Raw genomic sequence first — 15,020 nt, 5'->3', positions numbered from 1 at the left:
GGGCACGTGCCTGTTATGACCGCACCGCATCCCGGGGCAGCGGCACCAGCGCCGCACCGACCCGTTCCACCAGTAGCGCCATCTCGTAGCCAACCTGGCCGACGTCGCAGCTGCGCGCCGCGAGCACCGCCATCGACGACCCGTCGCTGATGGACATCAGGAACAGGTAGCCGCTGTCCATCTCGATGACTGTCTGCAACACTCCGCCGGCGCTGAACATCCGCGCGGCACCCTCGGTCAGACTCACCACGCCGGAGGTGATCGCGGCGAGTTGGTCCGCCCGATCCCCTGGCAGGTCGCGGGAGGAAGCCAGCAACAGCCCGTCCGCGGACACCGCCACCACGTGGGCGATGCCCGCCACGCTGTCGGCGAAGTTGCTGAGCAGCCAACCCATGTCCTGCATGGCCGCTGGCCTGTTCATCGGCTCGTCTCCTTGGTCGAAGTGCTGTTCTGACTCGCCCCGGCCGTCCGGCCACGCTGGACGCCGCGGTGGTAGGCCGACAGCAGACCACGTACCTCGTCCGGGGTCCGGCGGCTGTGCTCACGCCCGCTGCGTGGCTCGATACCACCGGGCACGAGTTGCGCCTGGGGTACTCGCTTCGGCAGGCCCGACCGAGTCGTCCCGTCGGGGGTGGGCTCGGCCGCCCGGCTGGCTCGTGACCAGCCCTCGTCGGCCGCTGTCCGCCAGGCATCGTCCTCCGCTCCGCTGCTCGGCGCAGGCGCGGCGGGCGGGCGCGCGGCGGGCGGCGCCACGGCGGGCGGCGGGGCCATCGGCGTCCTGGGCGGCGGGCCGGCTGCCACAGTCACCGGCGAATCGTACGACGGCGGCGGCGCGGGCGTCCCAGTGGCCGCCGCGCCCGGCGTGCGGGTGGGCAACGGGCTCCGTCCCCTGGTCGGCCCGGAGGTTTGCGCCGGTGGACCGGCTGCCGGTGCCGGCTCGTCGAACTGCGGCCGGCTGAAGATGGCGGTCGCGTCGTTGCCGTGCGACCGGAACCAGACCGCCTCCATCTCCCGGAAGATCGGCGAGTCGGCGGTCGGCTCTGGCGCAGCGGTGATCGGCGCGGTCGTTGTCATCGGGGCGGTCGCCGCGAGGCTGGCACCCAGCCCGCCCTGGTAGCCGGACGTGCCGTAGCCCGCATTGGCGGAGTCCTGACCAGCGCCCGGGGCGAATCCCGTCGGGGCGGGCACGGCCGCACCGGCGACGGGGCCCACCGGCAGCCCGGGCGCGGCCGGTTCGGCATGGCCGCCGGCGCCCCGGGTCAGCAGCGGGTCGAGGGTGGTCTGGGCCACGGTCGGGGTGCCCGCGTTGAATCCGCCGGCGAACGCCGGTGGTGGCGTACGGGCCGGCGGCGGGCTGTCGGGCACGGACTCGGTGGCCGGCCAGGGCCCGGAGGACGGCGTGCTGTTACGCCATCCGTCGGCCAGCGTCGCGGTGTTGCCGCGTCCCGTGCCGCCGGTCGGCTCGTTGAAGCCGGCCGGCGCCACCGGGGTCTGCTCGACGGCGAGCTGCTGCCGGGGCCGGATGATCGCCTGATCGCGACCGCGCAGGCTGGGCAGCACCACCGTGGCGGAGGGCAGGGTGACCTGGGCGACCGTGCCGCCCTCCACGTTGCGGCGCAGTTCGACCCGGATCCCGTAGCGGGCTCCGAGGCGGCTGACCACCGCGAGACCCATCAGGCGGAAGGCCGAGACATCAACGCTGGAGGGCTCGGCGAGCCGCCGGTTGAGCGAGTCCATCTGCTCATCGGTCAGTCCGAGGCCCCGGTCCTCGACCTGGATGAGCACGTAGTCCCGAATCCGCCGGCCGTCGGCGACGACGGTGGTGTTCGGCGGTGAGAATCGGGTGGCGTTGTCGAGCAGCTCCGCCACCAGCCGCACCACGTCGTTGACCGCGTGGGCGGCCACCGACACGTCGGTGTCGACGGTGCCGAACTCGATCCGGTTGTAGAGCTCCACCTCGGACTGAGCGGCCCGCAGGACGTCCACCAGCAGGGCGTCCTCGCGGCGTGGCACGGTCGAGTCCGCCCCGGCCAGCACGAGTAGGTTCTCGTCGTTGCGGCGCATCCGGGTGGCGAGGTGGTCGAGTTCGAACAACTGGGCGAGGCGCTTCGGGTCCTCCTCACCCCGCTCGATCGCGTCGAGTTCACCGATCATGCGGTCGACCAGGTTCTGACTACGACGAGCCAGGTTCAGGAACATCGCCGAGACGCTGGTCCGCAGGGCTGCCTGTTCGGCCGCGACCCGGACCGCCTCCCGGTGTACGACGTTGAAGGCCAGGGCGACCTGCCCCACCTCGTCGCGGTTGCTGAGCTGGATCGGGTCCCGTACCTCCCGGACGATCTCGTCGACACCGCCGTCGCTGACGTTGCCCATCCCCTGCAGCCGGCGCACCGCCTCCGGCAGGTCGTGGTTGGCCACCGAGAGCGCGCCTTCGCGCAGCCGGCGCAGCGAGTGGTTCAGCGAGCGGGCCAGCACCACGGCCAGGGTCACCGCGATGATCAGTGTGAGCAGCACCAGAGTGGTCTCGATGACGGCCTGCCGGATGACGTCCGAGCGCGCCTGCTCGGCCTGGCTAAACAGGCGGTCCTGCAGCTCGATCTCAGCCCAGCGCATCAGCTCGTTCACCGCGCCGATCGAGGCCGTGGCCTCCTGCGCGGTGAACGGCGCACGTCGGTTCACCGACCGGCTGAGGTCGGTGGCGATCCGGTCGGCGAGCACCACGGCGTCGCCGGAGACGGTGCTCTCGACCAGGGCGCGCTGGATCGGGTCGGCGGCCAGCGAGAAGGCCACCAACGCCTCCTGCTGCCCGGTGAGTGTCGCGACGAACGCGGAGAACTGCTCGCTGTCCAGCCGACCGGAACTCAGCGCGGTGAAGGCGACCGCCTCCTCCTCCGCGACGGCCGCCTTGGCGCGCGCGAAGGCGGCGACTGCCCGGCGGCTGTCACCAAGTTCTTCGTCGCCGGGCAGTTGGGCCAGTCCGTCGCCGTAGGCGACCAGGTCGGTCAGGACCACACCGTAGCGAAGGGTCGCCTCGGCCACCTCCATCTGCTGGCGGTCGAGCACCTCCTGCCTGGTGCCGTCGAGGGTGTCCAGGTGCGCGTCGATGACGGCGAGCCGGTCCCGGACCGCGGCGGGGGTGTCGCCGACCCGGGCGCGCTCGGCGCGGTACTCGTCGACCCGCTTCTGGGTCTGCCGGACCCGCAGGTTGTACGCGTCGGCCTGCGGGGAGGAGGCGGCGAGGTAGGCCGCCGCCGTCATCCGTTCGACGTGCAGGTCGTTCGTCAACGCCGAAATGTCGATGGAGAGCGCGGTGAGTGCCCGCGCCTGGGTCGCGTCGTAGGCGCCCTCACCGACGGAGACCAGTCGGACTGTGGCCAGCGCGATGACGGCGGCCACCGGAACGACCAGGATCAGCGCCAGCTTGGACCGGATCCGGGCGTCCCGCAGCCGGGGTAGCCGACCGCGCCGCTGGTGCGCGGCATCACCGCTGGCGGACAGGGTCGTCAGTCCGGTGCTCACGACATCGCCTCCGTCGTCTTCTTTCCGCCCGAGCCATCGGCCCGCCCCTGGAGCGACGGCCGGCGCCATGCGCGGCACGGCCGCGATTGCATCAGACGAGATCGTGTTTGGGAAGCCGCAGGCGGGAAGGAAACGGTCGGAGGGCACGCATCCCGTGATCCGGTCAACTAATACCTACATTTCCACAGCACCCTTGAACAGGGGATGTCACTCCAGAGTGGTCGAGCATGTCGCCACAGTTAGCATTTGAAAACATCTGGTTACACCAACATGTGAGATCCACGTCCCGAGAAGCAGCCAGCGGTCCGCTTGACCGCAGCGCCCGGCATTGGCAAGGTTTTGCAGGCTTCGCGCACACGGTACGGCAGAGCCATCCCAATATCCACAAGGGATGGATACGCCGCCGGTGACCGGGCCCCGCCCGCGCCGTTTCAGGAGGACACAGTTGACCCCCTACCGCTCGATGACCACCACGGCGCTCGTGTCGGCCTTGCTGGCCACCACACTCGCCGGCTGCCAGTTCGGAGGGCAGGAGCAGGACACGAGCCCGATCGTGATCGCCGCCGACCTGGAGCTCTCCGGCGCGGCAGCCGGGGTCGGCAAGGCGTACCGGCAGGCACTGGAGCTGAAGATCCAGCAGTTGAACGCCTCGGGCGCGCTGAACGGACGGACGATCGAACTTCTACCGAAAGACAACCGTTCCGATGCCAGTGAGTCACTGCGGAACATCGCCGACTTCAGCAATAATCCGCAGGTCACCGCCATCATCATGGGCGGCTGCAACGAATGCGCAGTCGGCGCGGTGCGCACCGTCGACGAGGAGCGGATCCCCACCGTCGCGCTCGCCGCGGCCGGCGCCGTGACGAGCCCGGTGGCGGAACGCCGGTACATGTTCAAGCTGGCACCGAACGCCCCCGACAACGCCGCCGCACTCACCGTCGAACTGCGTCGCCGCAACATCGAAACGGTCGGCCTCCTACGCAGCGACGACGCCTACGGCCAGGAGGGCGCCACCGCGCTGGACCGCGAGTTCGCCAAGGTCGGAATCGAGGTACTGGCCCGGGCCTCCGTTCGGGGTACCGACACCGAGTTGGACCGGCAGGCCGCGACGTTGACCGCGGCCGAGCCCGACGCCCTGGTCATCTGGACCCCGCCGGAGCAGGCCATGCTCGCCACCAGCGCGGTCAAGCAGGCCGGCTTCGATGGCGCCCTTCTGCTCGACGCCTCGGCTGCCGGTGATCTCTTCCTCGGTTCGGCAGCCCGGGCGACGGAGCGGGCCACCCTGGTCTTCACCCAGACGATGGTGATCGACGACGTGATCGCGACCACCCCGGCGAAGGCCGCCCGCCGCCAGTGGTTCCAGGACTACACCGCCCGGTTCGGCGGCTACCACGGCTCGGCGTCATTCGCCGCGGACGCGGTCCAGCTGATCGCCGACGCCGAAATGCGCGCCGGTGGGCCGGCCGGCGAGGTCGACCGGGACGCCCTCCGCGACGTGCTGGAGACGTCCCAGATGGACGGTCTGTCGGGGCCGATCCGGTTGACGCCGGACAACCACTCCGGGCTGATGCCGCAGGCGTTGACGACCCTCGTCGCCCGCAACGGCAGGTGGCGGTTGCAGAGCTGACGTCAGCGGCTGGAGGTGGTCTCGCGCAGCCAGGGCAGGCTGCGGCGCTCGGCTAACACCAGCGCGGCGTAGAGCAGAATGCTGACCAGGGCGACCAGGATGATCGCCGCCCACGCGGTGGCGGTGTCGCCGATGCCGGCGTACTGCTGGATGACGTAGCCGAGACCACCTTCGCCGGCCTGGAACTCGCCGATGACGGCACCGATCGCGGCAAGCGGCATGGCGACCTTTAGGCCGACGAAAATCTGCGGCAACGCGGCCGGAAACCGGATCTTGCGGAACGCCTGCCAGCGGGAGGCGTTCCAGGACCGCACCAGTTCGGCCAGCTCGGCCGACGTGGTCGTCAGGCCAGTCGCGGTGGACAGCACGATCGGAAAGAAGCAGAGCAGGAAAACCATGGTCAGGATGGGCTTCTGACCCCAGCCGAGCGCCACCACCAGCAGCGGACCGAGGGTGATCTTCGGCACCGCGTTGACGGCGACGAGCAGCGGGGTGAACATTCGCTCGACCGTCCGGGAGGCGGCCAGCGCCAGGCCGATCAGCACCCCGGCCACCACGGAGAGCGCGAAGCCGAACAGGATCTCGCCGGTGGTCGCGACGGTGTGCTCCAGGAGCCGCACCGGCCGCGCGAAGAAGGCGGCCAGCACGTCACCAGGCGGCGGCAGGGCAGCCGGGTGGATCAACTCCAGCCGGGCCACCAGCCACCAGGTGGCCAGCGCGACCAGCAGCCCGACGGCCGGCAGCAGCGCCGTGACCACGCCGGCCCGCAGGCGCTCCGGTCGCCACCGCCGGTCGCCTGGTACGGCCGGGGACTGCTCGGGAGCGAGCGTCGCCTCCGGCTGCCGTAAGCGGACGTCGGTCATCGGGTTCCTCCTGCGGTTGTCTGCGTTGACAGGGGCGGGGTACGCCGCACCGGCGAACCGGTGCGGCGTACCCCGTGTGGAGCTGGCCGGTCTCAGGCCGCTGGCGCGAGGCTGAAATCGATGATCTGGTCGGGGGTGAGGTCCGACTTCAGGGCGTCCGCACCACGCAGGATTGCGATGCTCTTGGCGACCCGACCGCTGTCCAGCGTGCCCAGCGCCGTGCCGGAGTTGCTGGAGCGGACGTACCCGGCCATCAGCTCCATCTCGGCGGCGGCCGCCGCGGGGTTCACGGCCTCGGCGTTCTTGGCCAGGATCTCGGCCGCTTCCTGCGGGTTCGCCAGGGCGTACTCCAGGCCCTTGAGCAGAGCCTCGGTGAACCGCTTGACCTGCTCCGGCTTCTCGCTGGCGTACTGCTTGGAGGTGATCAGCACGTTGCCGTAGAGGTCCTGCATCACGTTGCTGTACGGCAGCATGACGGCCTTCTTCTTGGTCACCGTCTCGATGGTCGGCTGGCCGACGACGAACTGGCCGATGCCGTCGACCGAGCCGGAGGCCAGGGTCCCCATCAGGGTCTGTGCCTCTCCGTTGACCCAGGTCACCTTCGTGTAGTCGATGCCGGCCAGCCGGGCGTACGTCGGGAAGAGGTTGCGGACCACCGAACCGGGGGTGTCGGCGAGCTTCTTGCCCTCCAGGTCCTTCGGCGTGTTGATGCCCGTGCCCTCGACGGTGGCGATGGCCGCCATCGTGCGCTGCTGGATGGCGGCCACCGCGACGAAGTCCTTGGCGTCGCCGTTGCCGAGCTGGAGCAGACCACCGGTCAGGTCGATGGGGCCGAAGTGCGCCTGCCCACCGACTACGGTCTGGATGACCGAGCCGGTGCCCTGCCCGGGCTTGATTTCGACCTCGAAGCCGGCGTCCTTGAAGAAGCCTTTCTCCTTGGCCACCCAGGCGTAGGCGTCACGGCCGAAGTTGCCGAACGACGTGAGGTAGGTCACCTGCTCCAACGACGCACCCACGCCGTTGTCGTCGGCGTCGTCCGAGCCGCTGCTACACGCGGAGACCATGGCGAGGGCGGTGGCCATCGTGGCCGCGGCGACCGTGCGGGTCAGCCTTCTCATCAGTGCACCTTGTCCTTTCCAACCGGGGCGTCGGGCCGCCGGAAGGGAGTTGTCGGGGCGGCGTCGGACTGGGAATCAAGCCGGCACCGCGTACGAGGGGGACTCTTCGCGGGCACAGCGTACGAGAAGCCCACCTTTGCGACGCCAGGCGTACCGGGTTGCGGAACGGGAACAAAGTGATGTCCACCCCCGGACGGTGCGATAGGGACGGGAGCGGCTAGCCTTTGGCAGATTCCTGACTACCCACTCAGGGGAGGCCCGCCGGAGATGATCCGACTGTCCGAGGTCTCGCGCACCTTCGAAGGCCGCGCCGGCCGGGTCGAGGCGTTACGCGGCATCACCCTCGATGTCGCGGAGGGTGAGTTCGTCGCCGTACTCGGCCGCTCCGGGTGCGGCAAGTCCACGCTGCTGCGCCTGATCTCCGGCCTGATCCCGGTCTCCTCCGGCGGGATCACCGTCGCCGACGCCCCGGTCACCGGGCCGCGCCGGGACATCGCCATGCTCTTCCAACGGCCAGCCCTGCTGCCGTGGCGCACGGTGCTGGACAATGTCCTGCTACCGGTGGAGATCTTCGGCTGGAAGCGCGCCGACTACCGGGACCGGGCGCGCGACCTGCTCGAGGTGGCCGGCCTCGCCGGCTTCGAGAAGCGACTGCCGCACGAGCTGTCCGGCGGTATGCAGCAGCGGGTGTCGCTGTGCCGGTCGCTGATCGGCGACCCCCGGGTGATGCTGATGGACGAGCCGTTCTCGGCGCTGGACGCGCTCACCCGCGAGGAGTTGGCCGGGGAGTTGCAGCGGGTGCACATGCGCAACGGCGCGACCGTCGTCTTCGTCACCCATTCCATCGACGAGGCAGTGCTGCTGGCCGACCGGGTGGTGGTGCTCAGCCCGCGTCCCGGCCGGGTCCGCAAGGTCGTCGAGGTGGCCATTCCCCGGCCCCGCACCCTCGGTCGCAACGCCCACTTAGCGGACGTCGCCCAGGTCAGTGCGGACCTGCACGAACTGCTCATGGAACGCGAGCAGCCGGCGACCGCCGGCACGAAGGGACGATGAGCATGCGGGTGGCCGTCTTCACCGAGCCACACCGGGGCGCCAGCTACGACGACCAGCTCCGATTCGCCCGGCTCGCCGAGGACGGCGGGTTCGACGCTTTCCTCCGTGCCGACCACTACCAGGCCATGGGCGACGAGCCGGCCCTGCCGGGCCCGACCGACGCCTGGCTGACGCTGGCGGCGCTCGCCCGGGAGACCAGCCGGATCCGGTTGGGCACCCTGGTCACGTCGGCGACCTTCCGGCCGCCCGGCCCGCTGGCGGTGATGGTGGCCCAGGTCGACCAGATGAGTGGCGGCCGGGTCGAGTTGGGCATCGGTGCCGGCTGGTACGCCCGTGAGCACGCCTCGTACGGCATCCCCTTCCCCGGCACCAGCGAACGCTTCGACCGGCTCGCAGAGCAGCTGGAAGTGATCACAGGACTGTGGAGCGCCCCGTCCGGCGGGACCTTCACCTACACCGGCGACCACTACCGGCTCACCGACTGTCCCGCCCTACCCAAGCCGGTACAGACCCCGGGACCGCCGGTGATCGTCGGCGGACGCGGCCTCAAGCGCACGCCCGAGCTGGCAGCCCGCTACGCCGACGAGTTCAACGTGCCCTTCACCAGCATCAAACAGACCGCCGAGGCGTACGACCGGGTACGCGAGGCGGGTCACCGGGTCGCCCGCAGCGGCTCGGGGCGCCCGCCGCTGACCCTCTCCGCCGGCATCGTGGTGGCCATCGGCCGTACCGACGCCGACGCGCGGCGGCGGGCCGCGCCGCTGCAGGTGAAGAGCGCGCTGCCGCCCGAGGACCCGGTGGTCGGCTCCCCGGAACAGTTGGTCGACCGGATCGGCGAGTTCGCGGCGATCGGCACCTCCCGGGTACACCTGCGCCTGATCGACCTCGACGACCTGGACCACCTGGAGCTGATCGCCGCCGAGGTGCTCCCCCGACTGGACGGAACCCCATGACCGGGACACCGCTGGAGCGCCGCCCACTCGGGCACGAGCCCACCCTCGGCCCGGTGGGGCAGGAGGTCGTCTTCGAGAACGATCGGGTCCGGGTCTGGCACATCCGGCTGGAGCCGGGCGAGCGGCAGCCGCTGCACCGGCACGACCACCCCTACCTCGTGGTGGCCGTCCAGGGCGCGAAGAACGTCGTACAGACCATCGACGGCACCAGGATCGACGCCGACGAGCCGACCGGCGGGGTGGTCTACCGCGACCCGGGAGCCGTACACATGCTCACCAACGTCGGAGACACGACATACCTGGCCCGGCTGGTCGAGTTCAAGTAGACCCGCCGCCAGCAGGTACTCCGGCGTCACACGGCGCGCCGGTGGCGCTCGGTGACGACGGACCGTAACGTGCCGGTCATGGCCCATCGGACATCGAGCCGACTTCTGTTCACGGCGTTCGGCGTCAGCCTGCTGGCCGGCGCCGGGCAACTCGGCCTCGCCTTCGGCTTCGGCGTCGTCCGGCTCACCGGGTCGTTCACCGGCGTGAGCGTCAACGAGTGGCCGGCCCAGCTCGTCTGGGCCGGCTGGTTCGCCACGAACGCCGCCGTGGTCGGTGCCGTCCTCGCCGAGCGGCTGGTCCGCCCCGGCGGGCAGCTCACCGGGACCACCAGGCAGCTGGCCGTCGCGGGCAGCGCCGCCCTTGGCGCCCTGGTCGTGGCGCCGCTGTGCATGCGACCGGCCCGTGGCGCCGAACTCGTCTCGGTCGACCCGGTCTGGGCCGTGGCGATCTGTGCCGGCCTCGGCGCGGTGATCGGCGGGGGCGCCGCGCTGGCCGTGCTGGTCCGGCCACCACTCGGCTGGAACATGGCGGTGGTGGCCGCGGTGGTCTGGCTACTGGCGCTGCTGTCGGTCCTACCGTCACTGGGCGCGAGCGGGCCACTGACCCCAGTTCGCCTCGGTGTGCTGGAGCCGGAATGGCTCTCCGCCGACGCGGCGCAGCAACTGGCGCTGCTGATCCTGCCGACGGTGGCCCTGCTTTTCGGCGCGGCGACCGCGGCCCTGGCCCGGCGGCGCGGGCAGCCACCGCTGGTCAGCGTGCCGACCGGGGCAGCCGGTCCAGTGCTGGTGGCGTTCGCCTACCTGGCCGCCGGTCCCGGCAACGCCAGCGACCGCTACCAGCTCACGCCCTACTACGGCGCGCTGGTCGCAGTCGCCGTCGGCGCGCTCGGCTCGGCCACCGCCGTGCTGCTGCCCTGGCCGCCCAGAAGGCCGACCACCGCCGACACGGTCGTCGAACCAACCGCCATCCTCCAGCCGCTTCCGGAGGTCCCGGCCCTGCCAGCGTCGACCAAAGGGCCGACTGACCCGAAGTCCACCGCGACCGGCCAGGTGGTGGTCATCGACCGCCCGGCCGGCGCGGGACCGGCCGCCGCTGGTACGGGCACCAGCGCGGACCAGTCCACCGACACCGCCGAAGGATCCCCGCCGCACTGGCACTGGCCGGATGCGCGCTCCAACGCATCAGCCGGGCCGGCGACGTCTGCCCACCCGACGGCGTCCCCGGTCGGGGTTGCGGCCAGCCCGGAGTCGACGGAGGCAGGTGCCGCCCTCGCATCGGCGGGAGACGAGCTGGCCGACGGCGACGGCGGGCCGGACGGCGACCAGCCGCTGGTGACAGGCGACTCAGCGTCGGTGGGTGACGGCAGCGACATCCGGTCCGAGGTCCGCGCCGTCGAGCCGACGGACGAGGTCCTGGCGGCACCACCCGCAAAGGCCCCGGCGCCCCGTCGTACCCGGACGCCCACCGATTCCCCGATCACCGAGATGCCGCCTGCCGGAGCAGATCTCGGGGTGCACACCGAGCCCGCGTCCGTCCCCTCGACGCCCGTCTCCGCCGCACCGGATACCGCCGCAGTCGAGTCGGTCGAGGTGACCCCAGCCGAGGCGGCACGGCGACCCGGGCAGCGGTTCCCGATGCCCGACCTGAACCGGGCAACGGCCTGGAACGCCTTCGCCCCCGCAGGTCCGCGCGTCCCGCAGCCGGCCACCGCGCCCGCACCGCACGCCACCACCGACCCAACCGTGACCACCACCGACCCCATCGACACCGACACCGCCAGCACAGCCGGTACCGCCACCAGCCCTGCCCGCAGCGGCAGCGTCGTAGCGGACACCGGCACCGACCCGGCGGCCACCGCCCGGAACGTGTCGGCGGCCTTCGCCAAGCCACCCGCTGCCCGAGCCGAAGACGTCCAGCCGGACAGCGAGGCAGAGCGAGGCCGGCGCGGACTGTTCCGCCGCGGTAAGTCGCGTTCCGGGGAGACCGGTGCGGCGGCCGATCGTGACGAGTCACTGCCGGCCCAGGACGAGGAGTACGTCGACTGGGTGGCCGGGCTGAGCCGGCCGCTGGACGACGACGCGCCCGAGCCGTCGGAGGAGCGACGCCGCTCCCTGCGCCCCTCCGGACGACACCACCGCGACTGACGCCGGCCACCCCCCGCGGGCCGGGCGGCACCTGCTCTACCGGCTGCACCCGCCGAACCCGATAGCCGAGCCCGGCGGACCGGTCAGGCGAGCGGGAGGTAGACCCGCCCGCCCGCGGCGAGAAACTCGTCGGACTTGTCCTTCATGCCGCGGGCGGCGTACTCCTTGAGATCCTGGCTGATCTTCATGGAGCAGAACTTCGGTCCGCACATCGAGCAGAAGTGTGCGGTTTTCGCCGGCTCGGCGGGCAGGGTCGCGTCGTGGTACGACCGCGCGGTCTCGGGATCCAGCGAGAGGTTGAACTGGTCCTCCCACCGGAACTCGAAGCGCGCCTTGGACAGCGCGTCGTCCCACGCCTGCGCGCCCGGATGCCCCTTTGCCAGGTCCGCCGCGTGCGCCGCGATCTTGTATGCGATCACGCCGGCCTTCACGTCGTCCCGGTCCGGCAGCCCAAGGTGCTCCTTCGGAGTGACATAGCAGAGCATCGCGGTGCCGAACATGCCGATCATCGCCGCCCCAATCGCCGAGGTGATGTGGTCGTACGCGGGCGCGATGTCTGTGGTCAGCGGGCCGAGCGTGTAGAACGGCGCCTCGTGGCACCACTCCTGCTGAAGGTCGACGTTCTCCTTGATCTTGTGCATCGGCACGTGCCCCGGGCCCTCGATCATGACCTGGACGTCGTACTCCCACGCCACACTGGTCAACTCGCCCAGGGTGCGCAGCTCAGCGAACTGCGCCTCGTCGTTGGCGTCCGCGATCGAGCCGGGCCGCAGCCCGTCGCCAAGCGAGAACGTCACATCGTAGCGAGCCAGGATCTCGCACAGCTCACGGAAGTTGGTGTACAGGAAGTTCTCCTCGTGGTGCGCCAGGCACCAGGCCGCCATGATCGAGCCGCCTCGCGATACGATTCCGGTCACCCGGTCGACGGCCAACGGCACGTACGGCATCAACACGCCGGCGTGCACCGTCATGTAGTCCACGCCCTGCTCGGCCTGCTCGACGACGGTGTCCCGGAACACCTCCCAGCTCAGCTTCACCGGATCGCCACCGACGGACTCCAACGCCTGATAGATCGGCACCGTGCCGATCGGCACCGGCGAGTTGCGCACGATCGCCTCGCGGGTCTCGTGGATCCGCTTGCCGGTGGACAGGTCCATCACCGTGTCCGCGCCCCACCGGGTGGCCCAGGTCAGCTTCTCCACCTCCTCGGCCACCGAAGAGGTCACGGCCGAGGTACCGATGTTGGCGTTGACCTTGACCAGGAACGCCTTGCCGATGATCGCCGGTTCGCACTCCGGATGGTTGATGTTGAGCGGCAGCACCGCCCGCCCCGCCGCGATCTCGTCCCGGACGAACTCCGGTGCCATGCCCTCCCGGATCGCCACGAACTCCATCTCCGGCGTGATCATCCCCGCCCGCGCGTACGCGAGCTGCGTCGGCCGTTTCCCGTCCACCCCGCCCAACGGGGTACCGGCACCACGTACCGGCGCCACGTCGCCCCGCTCGGCGATCCACGGTCCGCGCAGCGCGGCCAGCCCGACCTCCGGGTCCGAACCCGGACCGGCGGTGTCGTAGAGCCGCACCGGCGGGTTGTCCCCGGTCAGCTCCACCTCCGCGAACGGCACCCGGACATCCGGCCGGGATCCCTCTACGTACACCTTGTGACGTGCCTGCATGACAACCTCCTGCTCAGGCGGACCAGCCGAAGTGGTCCATCGGGCCGCGTCCCGCGCCCAACTCCCAGTCCCGCGCGCCGGTCAGCGCACGGGTGACGTACTCCTTGGCGGTCGCGACCGCCGCCGGCACCGGGTCGCCCAGCGCCAGCCGCACGGCGATGGCCGCCGAGAACGAGCATCCGGTTCCGTGGGTGTGGCGGGTCGGCACCCGGGGACCGCGCAACACACTCGTCCCGTCCGGGCCGTGCAGCACGTCCACCGCCTCCGCGCCGGTGTCCACGTCGCCGCCGGTCACGATCACCCACTCCGGCCCGCCGGCCGTCAGGGCCCTGGCGGCCGCCGTCATCTCCGCCACACCGGTCACCGCGGCCCCGGTGAGGGCCGCCGCCTCCGCGCTGTTCGGGGTCGCCACCCGGGCGTACGGCAGCAGCCGCTCCACCGCCTCCACCACACCGATCCGGTGCCCGCTGGTGGCCACCAGCACCGGGTCGACGACCAGTTGCGGCAGCCGGCCGGCCGCCGCCGCGTCGGCGATCGCGCCCGCCACGGCCGGGGTACCGAGCATTCCGGTCTTGACCGCCCGAACTGTGAAGTCCGACAACACACTGTCGAGCTGTTCGGTGACGGTCTGCGGCGGCAGCGGTAGCACAGCGTCCACGCCCCGGGTGTTCTGCGCGGTGATCGCGGTGAGGACGCTCGTGCCGTACGCGCCGAGCGCCGCGAAGACCTTGAGGTCGGCCTGGATGCCGGCGCCACCGCCGGAGTCGGAGCCGGCCACGGTGAGCACGGTGGTGGGGGTCACGTCTCTCCCTCGGGGTTCTCGGCTTGCGCTGGGCTCGTTCGGGGCTGCGGGGCTTTGGTCACTGTGGAGGGCTGCGGCCGACCGTGCCCACTCCGGGCGGTCAGGCTTGATCCCTGCGTGGGAACGGTCGGCCGCAGCCTCGTCGTGGGGCGGGCCGTTCGGTGCTTCGGGAGTGGGGGTGGGGGCGCTGGTGGGGGTGGGGTTCGGGTGCTGGAGCTGGCGGCCTGTTCGAAGGCATCGACGAGGGTGGTGGCCGCTCGCTGGGGGTCGGTGGCGCGCATGAGGGCTCCGAGGACGGCCACCCCGATGGCGCCGGCCTGGACGCAGGCTCGTACCTGGGCCGAAGTCTCGATGCCGCCCAGGGCCAGCGCCGGCACCGGGCTCCGCCGGATCAACTGCCCCAACCCTTCGGGCAGCAACGGTGGGCCGTAGCCGGGCTTCGTCCTGGTGGGGTAGACCGGCGAGAGGGTGACGTAGTCCTCGCTGCTGATCCGGCGCAGCTCCGCCTCGTCGTGACAGGACCGACCGACCAGGTCCACTGCCGGCGGCGGGTAGGGGCCAGCCGCCGACAGGTGGAGCGCGGTCGGCGTCCGCACCTCTGTGACTACTGTGGCCGCCTCGACGGGACCGTCTGCGGTGCCGCTTGCGTGGCCGGCGCCGCTCACGTCGCGTCCCTGCTCGGGGAGCAGCAGGTCGGGGAGCAACGGGTCGGGGCCGGCAACGACGAGGGTGCCGCCCGCCTCGGCCAGGATCGGCCGCAGCTCGGCAGCTAGGGCGAGCCGGTCGGCGCGCGGCAGGTCCTTCTCTCGCAGCACCACCCAGCGCACTCCCCCGGCGACGGCCGCCGCCACCACGGCCGCCAGCGGCCCGCGCGCCACCCGCCGGTCCGTCAGCAGCACGACGCCCGGGAGCACGTGAGTCTCGGCACAGATCGGCCC

The 15,020-nt window shown here is 71.5% G+C and carries 11 protein-coding genes and 1 pseudogene; 5 read left to right on the top strand and 7 right to left on the bottom strand.

Features of this window, described 5'->3' with window-relative positions; all coding sequences use genetic code 11:
- Positions 1-13: 13 nt before the first annotated feature.
- Together ACFHWY_RS02330 and ACFHWY_RS02325 are read right to left on the bottom strand one after the other, a co-directional pair.
- Positions 14-421, bottom strand: a complete 408-nt coding sequence (locus tag ACFHWY_RS02330; protein WP_416578376.1) for a roadblock/LC7 domain-containing protein — start codon at positions 419-421, stop codon at positions 14-16.
- Positions 418-3,519: a nitrate- and nitrite sensing domain-containing protein gene (locus ACFHWY_RS02325; protein ID WP_416578375.1), complete on the bottom strand. Its 3,102-nt coding sequence runs from the start codon at positions 3,517-3,519 to the stop codon at positions 418-420. Before ACFHWY_RS02325 ends, ACFHWY_RS02330 begins: the two co-directional genes overlap by 4 nt.
- A gap of 445 nt (positions 3,520-3,964) precedes the next feature.
- Between ACFHWY_RS02325 and ACFHWY_RS02320 the strand changes: the two genes are divergently transcribed.
- Positions 3,965-5,146 carry an ABC transporter substrate-binding protein gene (locus ACFHWY_RS02320; protein ID WP_416578374.1) on the top strand — a complete coding sequence of 394 codons (1,182 nt, stop codon included), beginning with the start codon at positions 3,965-3,967 and terminating at the stop codon, positions 5,144-5,146.
- Positions 5,147-5,148: 2 nt separating this feature from the next.
- On the opposite strand, the gene ACFHWY_RS02315 is transcribed toward ACFHWY_RS02320, so the two are convergent.
- Both ACFHWY_RS02315 and ACFHWY_RS02310 read right to left on the bottom strand, forming a co-directional pair.
- On the bottom strand, positions 5,149-6,009 hold the full coding sequence (locus tag ACFHWY_RS02315; protein WP_416578373.1) for an ABC transporter permease: 861 nt from the start codon (positions 6,007-6,009) through the stop codon (positions 5,149-5,151).
- A gap of 92 nt (positions 6,010-6,101) precedes the next feature.
- On the bottom strand, positions 6,102-7,127 hold the full coding sequence (locus ACFHWY_RS02310; protein WP_416578372.1) for an ABC transporter substrate-binding protein: 1,026 nt from the start codon (positions 7,125-7,127) through the stop codon (positions 6,102-6,104).
- Positions 7,128-7,394: 267 nt separating this feature from the next.
- Here ACFHWY_RS02310 and ACFHWY_RS02305 point away from each other — a divergent pair, with 267 nt between their 5' ends.
- The 4 genes from ACFHWY_RS02305 to ACFHWY_RS02290 all read left to right on the top strand — a co-directional run bounded on the left by ACFHWY_RS02305 (position 7,395) and on the right by ACFHWY_RS02290 (position 11,604).
- Positions 7,395-8,180 (top strand): ABC transporter ATP-binding protein, encoded by a 786-nt coding sequence (locus ACFHWY_RS02305; protein WP_416578371.1) that lies wholly within the window; start codon positions 7,395-7,397, stop codon positions 8,178-8,180.
- A 2-nt stretch (positions 8,181-8,182) separates the two neighbouring features.
- Positions 8,183-9,133 carry an LLM class F420-dependent oxidoreductase gene (locus ACFHWY_RS02300; RefSeq protein ID WP_416578663.1) on the top strand — a complete coding sequence of 317 codons (951 nt, stop codon included), beginning with the start codon at positions 8,183-8,185 and terminating at the stop codon, positions 9,131-9,133.
- A complete protein-coding gene (locus ACFHWY_RS02295; protein WP_416578370.1) occupies positions 9,130-9,459 on the top strand; it encodes a cupin in 330 nt (109 codons plus the stop codon). The genes ACFHWY_RS02300 and ACFHWY_RS02295 overlap by 4 nt, the downstream gene beginning before the upstream one ends.
- A gap of 78 nt (positions 9,460-9,537) precedes the next feature.
- Complete coding sequence (locus ACFHWY_RS02290) at positions 9,538-11,604, top strand: hypothetical protein (protein ID WP_416578369.1); 2,067 nt, start codon at positions 9,538-9,540, stop codon at positions 11,602-11,604.
- 83 nt (positions 11,605-11,687) lie between these two features.
- On the opposite strand, the gene thiC is transcribed toward ACFHWY_RS02290, so the two are convergent.
- The 3 genes and pseudogenes from thiC to ACFHWY_RS02275 form a co-directional block, all read right to left on the bottom strand.
- Entirely contained in the window at positions 11,688-13,280 is a 1,593-nt protein-coding gene (thiC, locus tag ACFHWY_RS02285; protein ID WP_416578368.1) for a phosphomethylpyrimidine synthase ThiC, read from the bottom strand.
- A 13-nt stretch (positions 13,281-13,293) separates the two neighbouring features.
- Positions 13,294-14,082, bottom strand: coding sequence for a bifunctional hydroxymethylpyrimidine kinase/phosphomethylpyrimidine kinase (gene thiD / locus ACFHWY_RS02280; RefSeq protein ID WP_416578367.1), 789 nt, complete (start codon positions 14,080-14,082; stop codon positions 13,294-13,296).
- Between the two features lie 209 nt (positions 14,083-14,291).
- Positions 14,292-14,996 (bottom strand): annotated as a pseudogene (locus tag ACFHWY_RS02275) (thiamine phosphate synthase); the annotation flags it as partial.
- Between the last annotated feature and the right edge of the window lie 24 nt (positions 14,997-15,020).

The organism is Micromonospora sp. LOL_024 (genome assembly GCF_048060415.1).
GTDB lineage: Bacteria > Actinomycetota > Actinomycetes > Mycobacteriales > Micromonosporaceae > Micromonospora.
The sequence above is the reverse complement of the archived record's forward strand: the minus strand, read 5'-3'. Positions and strand labels throughout refer to the sequence as shown.

Excerpts from the sequence above, each read along its gene's own strand:
- ACFHWY_RS02330 (WP_416578376.1), bottom strand. The coding sequence starts at position 421 with ATGAACAGGCCAGCGGCCATGCAGGACATGGGTTGGCTGCTCAGCAAC.
- ACFHWY_RS02315 (WP_416578373.1), bottom strand. The coding sequence starts at position 6,009 with ATGACCGACGTCCGCTTACGGCAGCCGGAGGCGACGCTCGCTCCCGAG.
- ACFHWY_RS02310 (WP_416578372.1), bottom strand. The coding sequence starts at position 7,127 with ATGAGAAGGCTGACCCGCACGGTCGCCGCGGCCACGATGGCCACCGCC.
- ACFHWY_RS02305 (WP_416578371.1), top strand. The coding sequence starts at position 7,395 with ATGATCCGACTGTCCGAGGTCTCGCGCACCTTCGAAGGCCGCGCCGGC.
- ACFHWY_RS02300 (WP_416578663.1), top strand. The coding sequence starts at position 8,183 with ATGCGGGTGGCCGTCTTCACCGAGCCACACCGGGGCGCCAGCTACGAC.
- ACFHWY_RS02295 (WP_416578370.1), top strand. The coding sequence starts at position 9,130 with ATGACCGGGACACCGCTGGAGCGCCGCCCACTCGGGCACGAGCCCACC.
- ACFHWY_RS02290 (WP_416578369.1), top strand. The coding sequence starts at position 9,538 with ATGGCCCATCGGACATCGAGCCGACTTCTGTTCACGGCGTTCGGCGTC.
- thiC (WP_416578368.1), bottom strand. The coding sequence starts at position 13,280 with ATGCAGGCACGTCACAAGGTGTACGTAGAGGGATCCCGGCCGGATGTC.